Raw genomic sequence first — 15,085 nt, 5'->3', positions numbered from 1 at the left:
TCAACCCATCCGCAGGGCTTGGACCGGGTCCAGCCGCGCGGCCTTCCAGGCCGGATACAGCGTCGCCAGCAGCGATAGGGCCAACGCCATCCCGACGACACTCGCCACTTCCCGCCAGTCGATCACGGAGGGAATGTCGCTCAGGAAGCGTACTGTCGGATCCCAGAGATTGGCCCCGGTGATCCAATTCAGGGTGGCCATGATCGACTTGATGTTGTTGGCGAAGAGAACGCCGAGGCCTAGCCCTGCCAATGTACCGAACACGCCGATGGCCGCCCCCGTGATCAGGAAGACGCGCAGCACAGTGCCGCGAGACGCGCCCATGGTGCGCATGATCGCGATGTCCTCGGTCTTGTCCTTCACCAGCATGATCAGGCCCGAGACGATGTTCAGCGCCGCCACCAGCACGATCAGGGTGAGAATGATGAACATGACGTTCCGCTCGACCTCGAGCGCGTTGAAGAAGGTACGGTTGCGCTGCCGCCAATCGGACAGCACAAGCGGCCGTGGCGCGTCGGCCTCGATCGCATCGCGCACGACCTGGGTCCGATCCGGATTGTCGATGAAGACCTCGATGACGTTCACATCGCCATCGCGGTTGAAATAGGCCTGCGCTTCTGCCAGCGGCATGAAGACAAACGAGGAATCGAACTCGGTCATGCCTATCTCGAATACCGCCTGGATCGGATAGGCCTTGATGCGCGGAGCGGTTCCGAACGGGGTCGAGGCTCCCTTCGGAGAAACGAGCGTGATCGTGTCGCCAGCGGTCAGCGAGAGCGCCGCGGCAAGCCGACTGCCAATGGCGACGCCGGCGGCGGCGTCGAAACCATCGAGCGTACCGCGCTTGATATTGTTGCCGATGAAGGGGATCGACTTCAGATCCGCCTCGGAAATGCCGCGCACCAGCACGCCGCCATTGGCGTATTGCGACGAAGCAAGCGCCTGGCCTTCCACCAAGGGGATTGCGAGCTTGATGCCGGGAACCTGCCGCAGCCGTGCCGCGACCGCTTCGTAGTCATCGAGCGGGCGATCAATCGGCGTCGCAAAGATGTGGCCGTTGACGCCGACGATCTTCTCCAGGAGTTCCTTCCGGAAGCCGTTCATCACCGACATCACGATGATCAGCGTGGCGACCCCGAGCAAAATGCCGAGGAACGAGAAGCCCGCGATGACCGAAACAAAGCCTTCGCGCCGACGCGTGCGCAGGTAGCGCCCGGCCAGCAGCCATTCGAAACCCGCAAAGGGGCGTGTGCCGGTGGGCTGCTCTGCTTCGGTCGACATCGACTCCACCGCCACGTTCATCGGCGCCTGCTCCGCTCCGCGATCATGCCGCTCCCACTCAAGCCGAGCGGCCCGGGAAGCGTTCCAGCGCAGCCGCGAGCGAGACGAGTTCGCGCTCTCCGCCGGCGCGGCGTTTGATTTCCACCTTGCCCTCAGCCAGGCCCTTAGGCCCGACGATGACCTGCCACGGTACGCCGATCAGGTCTGCCGTCGCGAACTTGGCGCCTGGCCGACCGTCTGTATCATCATAGAGCGTGTCATAGCCCTTGGCGGAGAGCGCTCTGTAGAGTTGCTCGCAGGCGCCGTCGGTCGCTGCGTCACCGATCTTCAGGTTCAGCACCGCGATGTCGAACGGTGCGATCTCGTCCGGCCAGACGATGCCGGCATCGTCGTGACCGGCCTCGATCAACGCTGCGACGAGACGGCTCGGGCCGATGCCATAAGAGCCCATATGCACCGGCACCTGCTGCCCGTCCGGCCCGGTCACCGTCGCGCCCATCGGCTCGGAATACTTCGTGCCGAAATAGAAGATATGCCCGACCTCGATACCGCGCGCCGACAGTTGCTGGCCGGCGGGAACCGCGTCGAATGCCGCCTTGTCGTGCATCTCCTCGGTCGCAGCGTAGAGGCTCGTCCATTTGTCGACGATGGCCTGCAATCCGTCGACGCTATCGAAGTCGGTGTCGACCTTCGGCGTCTCGAAGCTGAGATAGTCCTTGTGGCAGAATACCTCGCTCTCGCCGGTGGAAGCGAGGACGATGAACTCGTGGCTGAGGTCGCCACCGATCGGGCCCGTATCGGCACGCATCGGGATTGCCTTCAGCCCGAGCCGGGCGAAGGTCCTGAGATAGGCGGTGAACATGCGGTTATAGGCGTGCCGCGCGCCGGCCTGGTCGAGATCGAAGGAATAGGCGTCCTTCATCAGGAATTCGCGCCCACGCATCACGCCAAAGCGCGGCCTGACCTCATCCCGGAACTTCCACTGAATATGGTAGAGATTGAGGGGCAGGTCCTTGTAGGACTTCACATAGGACCGGAAGATGTCGGTGATCATCTCCTCGTTGGTCGGCCCGTACAGCATGTCGCGGTCGTGCCGGTCCTTGATGCGCAGCATCTCCTTGCCATAGGCGTCATACCGCCCGCTCTCGCGCCAGAGATCGGCCGACTGAATGGTCGGCATCAGAACCTCGATAGCGCCCGAACGATTCTGCTCCTCGCGCACCACCGCGTTGATCTTGTTGAGCACCCGCAGGCCGAGTGGCAGCCACGAGTAGATTCCTGCCGATTGCTGGCGGATCATACCGGCGCGCAGCATCAAGCGATGCGAGACGATCTCGGCTTCCTTGGGCGTGTCACGCAGGATCGGCAGGAAATAGCGGGAAAGGCGCATCGGAAAACTCGTTCGAGGGCAGTACGCGGCTCAGCGCGCAGCGAGTCATGTTGTCCCAGAGACACCATCGCCGCCGGCAAAATGCAAACGCAAATCCGCAGAATACGGAGGAAGATGCCAAACGATCGGCTCGGCTCTCGACTATCGCTAGGTCAGCGCTTCGGGAACTTCGCCTTGAGTTGGCCGCTGACCGCGGATGGCACGAAAGCCGAGACATCGCCCCCCATGGAGGCGATCTGCCGCACAAGCGTCGAAGTGATGTGGCGCGTCCTCGCGGAAGCCGGCAGAAACACGGTCTGCAACTCGGGCACCATGGCCTGGTTCATGCCGGAAAGCTGCATTTCGTAGTCGAAATCGGTGGCGTCACGCAGGCCGCGAATCATGATCGTCGCACCTGCCTCCCTGGCCGCCTGAACGGCGAGATAGTCGAAGGTCACGACTTCGATCGCGACTTTGGCAGCAGCAGCAATCGGGCTTGCAACCTCCCGCAGCAGATGAGCGCGCTCGTCTGCCGAGAAGATCGGGGCCTTGCCCGGGTGGACCCCAATAGCGAGCACCAGCCTGTCGCATAGCCGGCAAGCACCAGCGATCACATCGGCATGGCCATTGGTGATCGGGTCGAAGGATCCAGGATAGAAAGCGGTTCTGCTCATGGGACAGCGTTACCCTCGGGGCATCCTTGCGGCAAGCGCGGCAGCGAACCGGCTCTATCTGAACGACGTCGTCCCGGCATCCTGCTGCGGCACGGACTGCCAGGTCACGGACGGCTCGGTGCGACGATCGACCAGAAGCGCGCTCAGCGCACCGGCGCTGCCCAGGATCAGAGAGACGATCGCCAGGGCAGCTGCGGTCGTGGAGAAGCGCCGCTGAACCATATGCCGGGGGCTGAGATGCATCGGTTTCTCTTTGCGAATCATGGATATAGACGCAATCCCATGGCTGAAGGGCAGCTCCGGCGGAGCCGTGGCTGCTTCATGTCAAAAACATGATTGGTCTTTCGATCGCGTTAGCCCGCAGCGTTAACCATTGCTTGCCATGGCTCCAGGCCCTAAATCCGCGCCATGCTCACGCTCAACGATATCACCTACAGGCTCGGCGAACGGCTGCTCCTGGACCGGGCCAGTGCGGCCCTGCCGGACGGATCACGCGTCGGCCTCGTCGGTCGCAACGGCACCGGCAAGACCACGCTCTTCCGGATCATTACCGGCGATCTCTCGCCTGAGGGCGGTTCGGTCAGCGTGCCGAGGGGCATGCGGATCGGTGGCGTCGCCCAAGAAGCCCCCGGTGGCCCGGAATCGTTGATCGAGGTCGTGCTCGCAGCCGACACCGAGCGCGCGGCCCTGATGAAGGAAGCCGAAACCGCGACCGACCCGCTGCGCATCGCCGAGATCGAGACCCGGCTCGCCGATATCGGCGCGCATGCCGCCCCGGCCCGGGCAGCGACCGTCCTGCACGGGCTCGGCTTCGATGAGGCCGCGCAGCAACGCCCCTGCTCCGATTATTCGGGCGGCTGGCGCATGCGCGTTGCTCTCGCTGCCGTGCTCTTCGCCGAACCGGATCTGCTGCTGCTCGACGAGCCGACCAATTATCTCGATCTCGAAGGCACGCTCTGGCTCTACGACTATCTGGAGCGCTATCCGCACACCGTCCTGGTGGTGAGCCACGACCGCGAACTGCTCGACACCTGTGTCGATCACATCCTGCATCTCGATCAGGGCAAACTCACCATCTATCGCGGCGGCTATTCCTCGTTCGAACGCCAGCGTGCCGAGAAGCAGATGCTGCTCGCGAAGCAGCGCGAGAAGCAGGACGCCGAGCGTAAGCATCTCCAGGCCTTCGTCGATCGCTTCAAGGCCAAGGCCTCGAAGGCGCGCCAGGCGCAATCGCGCGTCAAGCGGCTGGAGAAGATGGAATCGATCGCGACCATCGTCGACCGTGACGTGCAGCCATTCAGCCTTCCGGGGCCGGAGCGGCCGCTCTCGCCACCCATGGTGGTGCTGGATGATGTCAGCGCCGGCTATGGCGAGCGCAAGGTGCTGTCGCGGCTCGACCTCACTTTGCTGCCGGACGATCGGATTGCGCTGCTTGGCTCGAACGGCAACGGCAAATCGACCTTCTGCAAGCTGATCGGCGGGCGGCTCCCACCCCTGTCAGGCGATCTGCGACGTTCGTCGAAGCTTCAGACCGCCTATTTCGCCCAGCATCAGCTCGACGAGCTGCGGATGGAGGAAACGCCGGTCGCGCATCTGCGCGACCTGATGCCTGATGCGCCGGAAGCCAAGGTGCGCTCGAAAGCGGCTCAGATCGGCTTTCCCGCCAGCAAGGCGGATACACCGGTCAAGAACCTGTCCGGCGGCGAAAAGGCGCGGCTGATGCTCGGAATCGCGGCCTTCGGTGGCCCGCATCTGCTCATCCTGGACGAACCGACGAACCATCTCGACATCGACAGTCGCACCGCCTTGGTCAAGGCTATCAACGACTATCCCGGCGCTGTCATCCTGGTCAGCCACGACCGCTTCCTGATCGAAGCCTGCGCTGACCGGCTCTGGCTCGTCGGCGACGGCACGGTGAAGAATTTTGACGGCGACATGGAGGATTATCGCGCCTTCGTCCTCGGAGGCGCCAAGGCAGCCCGTCGCGAGAAGCCCGCAGAGACGGCGAATACCAACAGCAAGGCCGAAGAACGCAAGGGCGCAGCCGTCAAGCGTGTGGCCCAAGGGCCGCTGCGTCAGAAGCTCAACCTGGCCGAGGCACGGATCGCCAAGCTGACCGGATTGATCGAGAAGGTCGATGGCGTGCTAGGCAACGGTGCAGCATTCGCCCGCGATCCGGAAAAAGCCCTGCAGCTCTCGCGCCAGCGTGCGGAATTGTCGGAGGCACTGACGACCGCGGAGGAAGAATGGCTCGGACTGAGCGAGGAACTCGAGAACGCCTGAAGCGGCCCAGACGATAGGCTCGGGCGAAATCCGAACTATCGTCCGATGCGTAGATCATCCGATCGGATCGCGTATCCGGTCCGATGATCTAAGCTCCTGTGGTGGAATCGGCTTGCTCGAACACCGCAATCCACTGTTCGGGCCGATGCTTCAGCCCTCCCCTTGTCCCGGCTTTACGATTCGGCTGAGGCGGTTGTCGGTGAACATATAGATCTCGCGGCCGCCGGGCTCGGAATAGAGCACCTGCACCTCGCGCTGGCCCTTGCCGCTCTCACCGATGAGGACATCGGTCGGCCGGCCCCCCTTCAATTTCACGAGTTCGCATTCGGTCACGCCCAGCGCGATCTCCCTTGGCAGTGGACGCGTCGACGGATCGAGCGAAACCTCCGCCTCGCAACCGCCATCGGCGGTCAGCATGGCTTCCTGAGTGGATGCGCGGGCTGAAGCGCTGCTGGTTCGCGTACCGCTGGAATCCTGAGTGAAGGAGAAACCGCCAATATCGACGGAACATCCGCCCAGAGCCACAGCGCACACGAACAGAACAGGCACTCTCACGCTTTTTTCTCCCAGCGACCGGTTTCGTCCTGCTGCCAGTAGCTGGCCGTCGCGCCTGTGGCGCGAACTGCCTTCCAATCCTCGCGCGCAGCCGCAAGCGCGTCGGGGTCGTCGCCGTCGAAGATGAGGACGACGCGCTCGTAGTCCTGCAATGCGTCGGGAATACGGATGCCGTCAGCGCAGATTCTAACCTGGGCCGCGTTGGGATTATGGGCCTGTGTCGTCAGCACGACCGGATTGGTCGGTGCATCCGGCTCGCTCGCCATGACATGCGGCAGGAAGCTGTCATCCGCGTAGGTCCACAGATGATCGTCCAGCACGCTCGCCCGCTCGGAACTGGAGACCTCGATGACCACCTTCTGGCCGCGCGACAGCGCCCGATCGAGGATGGTCGGGAGAACCTGCTCCAGCGGACGCGACTGAAGATGGAAGAACAGGACTTCCGTCATGAAAGCCCTTTCTTATCAGAGCATTGCGAAACAATGTTTCGAGTGAATCAGGACTCGTAATGATTCGCGACGAGCCGGTCGAGGAGGCGCACGCCCCAGCCCGAGCCCCAGGAGCGATTGGTCTCGCTGTTTGGCGAGCCCATGCCGGTGCCGGCGATGTCGAGATGCGCCCAGGGCGTTTCATTGACATGCCGCTGCAGGAACTGCGCAGCAGTGATCGAACCGCCATAACGCCCGGCCGAGTTCTTCATGTCCGCGAACTTTGAATCGATCATCTTGTCGTAGGCTGCGCCAAGCGGCATGCGCCAGACGGTTTCGCCGGTGGCCTTGCCAGCGACTGCCAGTCGCTCGCACAACTCGTCATCATTCGAGAACAGCCCGGCATTCTCCTGCGCGAGCGCTACCAAAATCGCTCCTGTCAGGGTTGCCAGGTTGATCATGAAGCGCGGCTTGTACTTGTCCTGCGTGTACCAGAGCACATCGGCGAGGACGAGCCGCCCCTCTGCGTCGGTATTGATGATCTCGATGGTCTGCCCTGAAAGCGAGGTGACGATGTCACCGGGGCGTTGGGCGTTGCCATCCGGCATGTTCTCGACCAGCCCAATCACGCCAATCGCATTGACCTTGGCCTTGCGCGCTGCGAGCGCATGCATCAGTCCGGTGACGCAGGCGGCTCCGGCCATGTCCCCCTTCATGTCCTCCATCCCGGCGCCCGGCTTCAGCGAGATGCCGCCAGTGTCGAACGTGACGCCCTTGCCGACGAAGGCGACGGGCCGAACTCCGGGTTTGGCGCCATTCCAGCGCATGACGACGACGCGGCTCTCCCGGCGCGACCCCTGGCCAACGCCAAGCAAGGCCCGCATGCCGATCTTCTTGAGTTGCTTCTCATCGAGAATCTCGACCTCGACACCAAGCTTCTCAAGTTTGGCGGCGCGTTCGGCGAATTCTTCGGGATAGAGCACATTCGGCGGCTCGTTCACGAGATCGCGAGCAATCTCGACGCCGCCGGCGACAGCTTCGCAGGCCTTGAGGGCCTTCTTGAGAGCGGCAGGGTCGGGGGTGCGCAGCGTCACGGTGATCGGATCGGCATCGTCGGCTTCGCGGGTCTTGGTTTTGTAACGGTCGAAGACATAGGCCCGGAGCCGCAACCCGAGAGCGACCGCGGCTGCTTGCTCGGCACTGATTTCAACGTCAGGCAGAGCGATGATCACATCGGCCGAGCGGCCACTGCCAAGCTTGCCCGCAACAGCCCCGCCAAGCTTGGCGAAATCGAGCTTATCGTGATCTGCATCAGGTCCGACCCCGATGACGACCAGCCGCTCATACCCGGCCCCGTCCGGCGCCAGCAACGTCATCCCGGAAAACACCTTGCCCTTGAACTTGTCGGCTGCCGCAGCCCTGGCGAGCAGTGCATGAGCGCCCTCTCCGAGCCAATCCTCGGCAAGCTTCGCCGGGGTCAGCTTGTCCGACACGAAAATGACGAGGTCCTGCCCGCCGATGGTGTTCAGGGCTTTGACCTCAAGCTTCAGGCGCTGCGACATAAGCTGCTCACAATTGGCGGGAATAGGGCTCTTCAGGAAGGTCGTGAACATGATGCGAACGATTCCCGTTTGCGCCATGATCGTGGCTATACCATAGGGAGTGTTTGGCGAACCGTCCAAGGGGAGCCTCGAACTGCCCTCGGTTTCACCGGAAGCTAACGCGTGCGTCTTCTCCGTCTCGACCGCTACATCCTGAAGATCGCCGCGGTCGCAGCGATCGTACTTCTGATCGGGCTGACCAGCGTGATCTGGGTGACGCAGGCCCTGCGTGAGGTCGACCTGATCACCGGCAAGGGCCAGACCATCTACATCTTCTTCACGGTGACACTGCTTTCGTTGCCGGCGCTGATCGCGGGCATCGCACCGGTCGCGCTGTTCATGTCGACGCTCTACACGCTGAACCGGCTGAACGGCGATTCGGAGTTGATCGTCATGAATGCGGCCGGAGTCGCGCCCTACCGGCTGACCCGCCCGTTCATCGTGCTGACGCTGGCGACCTCCCTCCTTGTCGGCTGGATGGCGATTTCGGTCATGCCGTCGGGGTTCCGGGCGTTGCGGGACCTGATCACGCTGATCAGGGCCGATTTCGTCGCCAATGTCGTGAAGGAAGGCCAGTTCGTCTCACTCGATTCCGGAGTGACGTTTCACTACCGCGAGCGTTCGGGTGACGCGCTGCTCGGCATCTTTATGCAGGACCGCCGCGACCCCAGCCAACCCTCCGTCTACATCGCCGAGCGCGGCCGGACAGTGGAATCGGACGGCAACAGCTTCCTGATGCTGGAGAAGGGTACCATCCAGCGCGAAGCCAAGAACAAGGAGTCGACTTCGATCATCTCCTTCGAGCGCTACGCGCTCAACCTGTCGGCTCTATCGGGCGAGTCGACAGGCGGCGATGGCGAAGGCAATGGCGACAGGGTGATCTACAAGCCACGCGAACGCACGACCTGGGCCTTGCTGCGACAGGACCCCAATGAAGCCTATTACAAGCTGCAGGCCGGGCGGTTCCGCGCCGAACTGCACAATCGTCTTTCGGCGCCGCTCTACCCGATCGCGTTCATGCTCGTCGCCTTCGCCGCCCTCGGCGAAGCGCGTACGACGCGTCAGGGCCGCAATGTCGCGATCCAGGCAGCGATTTTGATTGTCGGTGCGGTCCGCATCGGCGCCTACGCCGCGTGGACCGCCAGCGTCAGATCGGGTTTTGCAGTCGTCCTGCTCTACCTTCTGCCCCTGGTCACAATCATCTGCTCTACGGCCCTTATCATGTTTGGCGCGTCGCTGAGGCCGCGGCTCAACAAGCTGTTCGAGCCGATCATCCTGTCGCTATCCGCCCTGCCCTCTCGCCTGCGTCGCGCCTGATGCTGCTTGTCTCGACCTTCGGCCGATACCTGACGAAGCGCTTCACACGCGCCATCATCAGCGTGTTCAGCACCTTCTTCTTTCTGATCCTGACGCTCGATTTCGTCGAGCTGATGCGCCGTGCCGGCGATTCGCCGCTCGCGACGACGCCGCAAATCATCAGGCTCGCGCTGTTTCGCGCGCCTGCGGTGGCGGAGCAGATCTTTCCCTTTGCCGTGCTGTTCGGTGGCATGTTCGCACTGCTGACGCTAAGCCGGAAGCTTGAGCTCGTGGTGGCCCGCTCCGTGGGCGTCTCGGCCTGGCAATTCCTGCAGCCGGCCGCATTGGTCGCAGCAGTGATCGGCTTTGTCTCGATCATGATCTACAACCCGCTCGCAGCCGAACTGAAGCGCAGCGCGACGGCCCTCGAAGCCAGGCTCTTCGCGAGGAGTACCCAGGCGTCCGGAGCGCAGGAAATCTGGATTCGCCAGCGCAGCGTCGACGGGCAGGCGATTATTCGCGCTGCGGCAGCCTTGCCGGACGCGTCAGGCCTCTCCCAGGTCGCTGTCTTTAGCTTCGATGCGAATGGCGGCTTCAACGAGCGCGTGGAGGCAAGGGAAGCGATCCTGCATCGCGGCTATTGGGAATTGACCGATGCACGCGTCGTGTCTGCCACGGAAGAGCCACAGAGCTACACGACCTATCTGCTCGCGACGACTCTGGAGCCCGACCAGGTGCGGCAAAGTTTCACCCCGCCCGACGCTGTTGGGTTCTGGTCGATGCCGACAGTGATCGAACGGACGCAGAAGGCCGGCCTTGATTCCACGCGCTACGAGCTGCGCTATCAGTCGCTCAAGGCGCGGCCGCTTCTGCTCGTTGCCATGATCCTGGTGGCGGCATCCGTTTCCTTAAGATTTTTCAGATTTGGTGGTGTTACGAGATTGGTGATAGGTGGCGTGGCGGCCGGGTTCGTGCTCTATGTCGCGACGCAGCTGTCGGAAGAGCTCGGGGCATCAGGGATCGTCAATCCCATGGTGGCCGCGTGGTTGCCGGCGGTTGTGGGGACGATGCTTGGGGCGCTCGCTCTCCTTCACCAGGAAGACGGGTAACTAGTACTGTGCCTATGGTTAATTTTGGATTGAGCATATGGCCTCTGGCGTGAGACGCATGGCTCGTTTTGCCGCGGCGACCGCCCTCGCCTCGAGTTTGGCCTATTGCCTGACGGCAGGAGGGAGCGCTTTCGCGCAAGCTCCGGCGAAGCCGCAGGAACGCATGGTCGTCGACGCGCGCGAGTTGGTCTACGACAACAAGAACAACAGCGTCTCGGCTGTCGGCGACGTCCAGATTCTCTATCAGGGCCGTACGATCGAAGCCGACAAGGTCACCTATGACCGCGCCAGCAAGCGCGTCATCGCCAGCGGCAATGCCCGGATCACCGAATCGAACGGTACCGTCATCACCGGCGACCGCTTCAATCTGACGGACGATTTCCGCGACGGCTTCATTGATTCGCTGCGCGTCGTGAACCCGGACAAGACGCGGTTTACCGCTCCGCGGGCTGAACGTACGGACGGCGAGACCTTCGTCTTTGAGAAGGGCATCTACACCGCTTGCGAGCCCTGCAAGGACAAGCCCGAAAAGCCGCCGCTCTGGCAGGTCCGCTCGGCGCGGATTATCCATAAGAAGTCCGAGCAGACGATCTATTACGAATCGTCCCGGCTGGAATTCGCCGGGGTTCCGATCGCCTATATCCCGTACATGTCGGGCCCGGACTCGACGGTGAAGCGCAAGAGCGGCTTCCTGTCGCCGGCCTTCATCAACACCAGCGCGCTCGGCTTCGGTGTTGGCCTGCCCTATTTCTTCAACCTCGCCCCGAACTACGATCTCACAGTCACGCCAACCTATCTCTCGCGGCAGGGATTCCTTGGCCAGGCCGAGTGGCGTCACCGGCTCGTCAACGGGTCCTATAACATCCGTGCAGCCGGCATCTTCCAGGCGGAGCCGGATGCGTTCCAGCCGACGCCGTACGGCGCGCGCGACAGCGATTTCCGCGGCTCGCTGGAAACCACTGGCAAATTCTATTTGAATCCGCGCTGGACCTACGGCTGGGACGTCGCGATGTCGACGGACCGCTGGTTCTGGAAGAACTATCGCATCCGAAGCGAGAGCATCAGCTCGACGACCTACCTGCAGGAATCGATCTCTACGGGCTATCTCAACGGCCAGAGCCCGAATGCCTGGTTCGACCTGCGTGGCTATTATTTCCAACCCCTGACGTCGTCCGATTGGCAGAAGCAGCAGCCGCTCGTCCTGCCGGTATTCGACTACAACAAGCGGGTGCACAAGCCGGACGTCATTGGCGGTGAACTGGCGTTCAATGTGAACGTCACAAGCCTCACGCGGGACGCCGCTGCCTTCCAGCAGATTCCGGCCCAGAAGAACTTCCTGATCACGACGCCGAACCCGCTCTATGATGGCTGCGCGGTCTACCAGAAAGACCAGTGCCTGGTGCGCGGCATCGGCGGTTCGGTGGCGCGCGCAACAGCGGAAGTGTCCTGGCGGCGCAATTTCATCGATTCGCTCGGCCAGGTCTGGACGCCGTATGCGTCGGTTCGCGCGGATATCTTCTCGGTCAATCCGTCGACGACCGGCTTTTCCAACGCCAACGTTTCCTCGATCTTCAACACATCCGACGATGTCTTCGGGCGCGTCATGCCGGCGGTCGGCCTGATGTACCGCTACCCCTTCGTGGCCAAGACCTCGTGGGGCACGCATATCATCGAGCCAGTCGCCCAGTTCGTTGCACGTCCGAACGAGACGAATGTCTTGCGGGTCGCCAACGAAGATGCGCAAAGCCTCGTCTTCGACGACACCAACCTGTTCGAGTGGAGCGGCAAGTTCTCCGGCTATGATCGGGTCGAGGGTGGCACGCGAGCGAATGTCGGCGCGCTCTACACAGGCCGTTTCGGCAAGGAGGCCTACGCCAATTTCCTTGTCGGCCAGTCCTTCAATCTCGCCGGGCGCAATTCCTTCGCACAAGCCGACCTGGTCAATACCGGCCTGGATTCAGGTCTCGAAACGACGCGGTCCGATTTCGTCACCCGCGCGCAAATCTCGCCGTTCAAGAACTTCTTCCTGTCCGGCGCGGCGCGGCTGGACGAATCGACGTTCGAGGCGCAGCGGATCGATGCAGGCGCCACCTACAGCAATGGCGTGGTATCGACCTCCGTGACCTATGGCCGCTATGAGCCCCAGCCCGAGTTGGGCATTCCGCGGCGGCGCGAGGGTCTCGGCCTGAACGGCTCGCTCGGGATCGCGCAATACTGGCGCGTCCGCGCCGGGGTCCTGTTCGACCTCGACAAGTACAAGTTCGACCGCGAGCGGTATCGTGATGCCTTCGTGGCAGCCCAACTCGATCCCGTAGCCCTTGCGGCACTCACCTATCCCAAGACGGGCCCGTTCCAGCCCGCCTCGATGAGCTTCGGCATCAACTACACCGACGAATGCACCGTGTTCGACATCTCCTATTCGCAGTCCTATGCCGACCGGCAGTCCGGCGCCACGAAGGATACGCGGACGGTGATGTTCAAGCTCGAACTGCGCACCTTGGGCGAGATCAGCTACTCGCAGAACCTGGGCCAGGGCTCGACAGGCGACGGCGTCGCCGCTCGCTGAGGGTAGAATCAGGATTACTGCGAGCGAGCCGGTGCGGGTGGAGAAGAACGTGTCACCGCGACTGCTCGCTCTCACGCAAGGTGATCCGGCAGGGATCGGCCCTGAGCTGGCCTTGAAAGCCTGGGTGCTGCGGGAGCCCGCAGCTCTTCCGCCGTTTGCTTGCATTGCCGACCCCGGTCTTTTGGAAAGCCTGTCACGACGGCTGGGCCTCGATGTGCCCATCGTTGGCTGCGCCTGGCATGAGGCAGAGGCGCTTTTCGAACAGGCCCTGCCCGTCATTGCGCTTGAGAAGACCGCGATCGTGGTATCCGGACATCCTGATCCGGCCACGGCTGCGGGGACTATCGAGGCGATCGATCGCGCCGTCGCCGCGGTGCGCGAAGGACATGCGGCCGCGCTGGTCACCAATCCCATTGCCAAAAGCGTTCTTTACGCCGCCGGTTTCAGGCATCCCGGCCATACGGAATATCTGGCGCATCTTGCGGCGGATGGAGGCAGGACGCCCCACCCCGTGATGATGCTCTGGTGCGAAGATCTGGCGGTTGTTCCGGTAACGATCCACGTGCCGCTCAGTGCAGTACCATCGCTGCTGACGACGGATCTGATTGTCGAGACGGGGCGAATTGTCGCTCGCGAACTGGCCTCCCGCTTCGGAATTCCGCAGCCACGGATCGCACTGAGCGGGCTGAATCCGCATGCGGGAGAAGGTGGAGCGCTGGGCGAGGAGGATGCTGCGGTGGTGGCGCCAGCCGTCGCGCAGCTCAAGGCGTTGGGAATCGACGCAAGCGGTCCTTATCCTGCCGACACGATGTTCCATTCCCGCGCCCGTGCCGGGTACGATGCGGCACTGGCGATGTATCACGATCAGGCACTGATCCCGATCAAGACGATTGCCTTCGACGAGGGCGTCAACGTGACACTTGGCCTGCCCTTCATCCGTACCTCACCGGATCACGGAACGGCCTTCGACATTGCAGGCCGCGGCATTGCCCGCCCCGACAGCCTTTGCGCCGCGCTGCGGCTGGCAGCCCGCATGGCGGCCCATTCCGAAAGCCGCCTGCCATGAGTCAGATCGACACGCTGCCGCCGCTGCGCGAGGTGGTCGAACGCCACGGCCTGATGGCGCAGAAGTCGCTGGGCCAGAACTTCCTGTTCGATCTCAACCTGACAAGCAGGATCGCCCGCGCCGCCGGGCCACTCGATGGCGAGACTGTGGTCGAGATCGGCCCTGGCCCAGGTGGACTGACGCGTGCTTTGCTCGCTAACGGGGCTGGACGTGTCATCGCGGTCGAGCGTGATCGACGTTGCCTGCCGGCATTGGCCGAGATCGCCGCACATTACCCGGGACGGCTTGAGGTGATTGACGGCGATGCGCTTGCCGTCGACCTCTCCTCTCATCTTGGCGGCTCGCCCGCCCGGATCATCGCCAACCTGCCCTATAATATCGGCACGCCGTTGCTCGTTGGCTGGCTCAGCCAGGAACCCTGGCCCTCCTGGTGGAACTCGCTCACGCTGATGTTCCAGCGCGAGGTGGCCGAGCGCATCGTTGCAACCCCGGAGCAGCGCGCCGATTATGGCAGGCTGGCCGTTCTCGCGAACTGGCGTTGCGAAACCAAGATCCTGTTCGACGTGCCCAGGTCCGCTTTCGTGCCGCCGCCGAAAATCACGTCCTCTATCGTTCAACTCGTGCCGCGACTGAGGCCGGAGCCCTGCGAACAGAGATTGCTGGAGCGTGTCACGCTGGCTGCTTTCGGCCAGCGCCGGAAAATGCTGCGCCAGAGCCTCAAGGCCGTGACGCCTGATCCGCAGCCGATGATCGAGGCCGCCGGCCTGTCGCCAACGGCGCGCGCAGAGGAAGTGCCCGTTTCAGGATTCGTGCGCCTCGCCAACGCCCTGGCTGGGCTGAAGGCCGGATAGCGGCGC

13 protein-coding genes are annotated in these 15,085 nt (G+C 63.0%); 6 read left to right on the top strand and 7 right to left on the bottom strand.

Going from position 1 to position 15,085, the window contains the following annotated elements; genetic code table 11:
* The 4 genes from AC1DW9_RS17160 to AC1DW9_RS17145 all read right to left on the bottom strand — a co-directional run bounded on the left by AC1DW9_RS17160 (window position 1) and on the right by AC1DW9_RS17145 (window position 3,567).
* Window positions 1-1,302 carry a lipoprotein-releasing ABC transporter permease subunit gene (locus AC1DW9_RS17160; protein WP_476775410.1) on the bottom strand — a complete coding sequence of 434 codons (1,302 nt, stop codon included), beginning with the start codon at window positions 1,300-1,302 and terminating at the stop codon, window positions 1-3.
* A gap of 37 nt (window positions 1,303-1,339) precedes the next feature.
* Entirely contained in the window at window positions 1,340-2,671 is a 1,332-nt protein-coding gene (gene proS, locus AC1DW9_RS17155; RefSeq protein WP_441505529.1) for a proline--tRNA ligase, read from the bottom strand.
* A 152-nt stretch (window positions 2,672-2,823) separates the two neighbouring features.
* The gene (gene coaD / locus AC1DW9_RS17150; protein WP_441505528.1) at window positions 2,824-3,324 is read right to left on the bottom strand and encodes a pantetheine-phosphate adenylyltransferase; all 501 of its coding nucleotides are present in this window, start codon (window positions 3,322-3,324) and stop codon (window positions 2,824-2,826) included.
* A gap of 54 nt (window positions 3,325-3,378) precedes the next feature.
* A complete protein-coding gene (locus tag AC1DW9_RS17145) occupies window positions 3,379-3,567 on the bottom strand; it encodes a hypothetical protein (RefSeq protein WP_441505527.1) in 189 nt (62 codons plus the stop codon).
* 165 nt (window positions 3,568-3,732) lie between these two features.
* On the opposite strand from AC1DW9_RS17145, the gene AC1DW9_RS17140 reads away from it, so the two are divergent.
* Entirely contained in the window at window positions 3,733-5,607 is a 1,875-nt protein-coding gene (locus AC1DW9_RS17140; protein WP_476775411.1) for an ABC-F family ATP-binding cassette domain-containing protein, read from the top strand.
* Window positions 5,608-5,757: 150 nt separating this feature from the next.
* Here AC1DW9_RS17140 and AC1DW9_RS17135 read toward each other — a convergent pair whose 3' ends face one another.
* From AC1DW9_RS17135 to AC1DW9_RS17125, 3 genes are all read right to left on the bottom strand, one after another.
* Window positions 5,758-6,024, bottom strand: coding sequence for a hypothetical protein (locus tag AC1DW9_RS17135; protein ID WP_441505526.1), 267 nt, complete (start codon window positions 6,022-6,024; stop codon window positions 5,758-5,760).
* A 134-nt stretch (window positions 6,025-6,158) separates the two neighbouring features.
* A complete protein-coding gene (locus AC1DW9_RS17130; RefSeq protein WP_441505525.1) occupies window positions 6,159-6,611 on the bottom strand; it encodes a DNA polymerase III subunit chi in 453 nt (150 codons plus the stop codon).
* Between the two features lie 47 nt (window positions 6,612-6,658).
* Window positions 6,659-8,152, bottom strand: coding sequence for a leucyl aminopeptidase (locus AC1DW9_RS17125; protein ID WP_441505601.1), 1,494 nt, complete (start codon window positions 8,150-8,152; stop codon window positions 6,659-6,661).
* Window positions 8,153-8,314: 162 nt separating this feature from the next.
* Here AC1DW9_RS17125 and lptF point away from each other — a divergent pair, with 162 nt between their 5' ends.
* The 5 genes from lptF to rsmA are packed head-to-tail and all read left to right on the top strand — an operon-like array spanning window position 8,315 to window position 15,079.
* Window positions 8,315-9,508, top strand: coding sequence for an LPS export ABC transporter permease LptF (gene lptF, locus AC1DW9_RS17120; RefSeq protein ID WP_441491841.1), 1,194 nt, complete (start codon window positions 8,315-8,317; stop codon window positions 9,506-9,508).
* Window positions 9,508-10,596, top strand: a complete 1,089-nt coding sequence (lptG, locus tag AC1DW9_RS17115) for an LPS export ABC transporter permease LptG (RefSeq protein ID WP_441491842.1) — start codon at window positions 9,508-9,510, stop codon at window positions 10,594-10,596. The genes lptF and lptG overlap by 1 nt, the downstream gene beginning before the upstream one ends.
* Window positions 10,597-10,654: 58 nt before the next feature.
* Window positions 10,655-13,162: an LPS-assembly protein LptD gene (locus tag AC1DW9_RS17110; protein ID WP_441491843.1), complete on the top strand. Its 2,508-nt coding sequence runs from the start codon at window positions 10,655-10,657 to the stop codon at window positions 13,160-13,162.
* A 49-nt stretch (window positions 13,163-13,211) separates the two neighbouring features.
* Entirely contained in the window at window positions 13,212-14,228 is a 1,017-nt protein-coding gene (gene pdxA, locus AC1DW9_RS17105) for a 4-hydroxythreonine-4-phosphate dehydrogenase PdxA (protein WP_441505524.1), read from the top strand.
* Complete coding sequence (gene rsmA / locus AC1DW9_RS17100) at window positions 14,225-15,079, top strand: 16S rRNA (adenine(1518)-N(6)/adenine(1519)-N(6))-dimethyltransferase RsmA (protein ID WP_441505523.1); 855 nt, start codon at window positions 14,225-14,227, stop codon at window positions 15,077-15,079. Before pdxA ends, rsmA begins: the two co-directional genes overlap by 4 nt.
* Window positions 15,080-15,085 lie beyond the last annotated feature (6 nt).

This window comes from Allobosea sp. P4_E12 (genome assembly GCF_056401655.1).
This window is presented reverse-complemented; position numbering and strand designations above follow the sequence as displayed.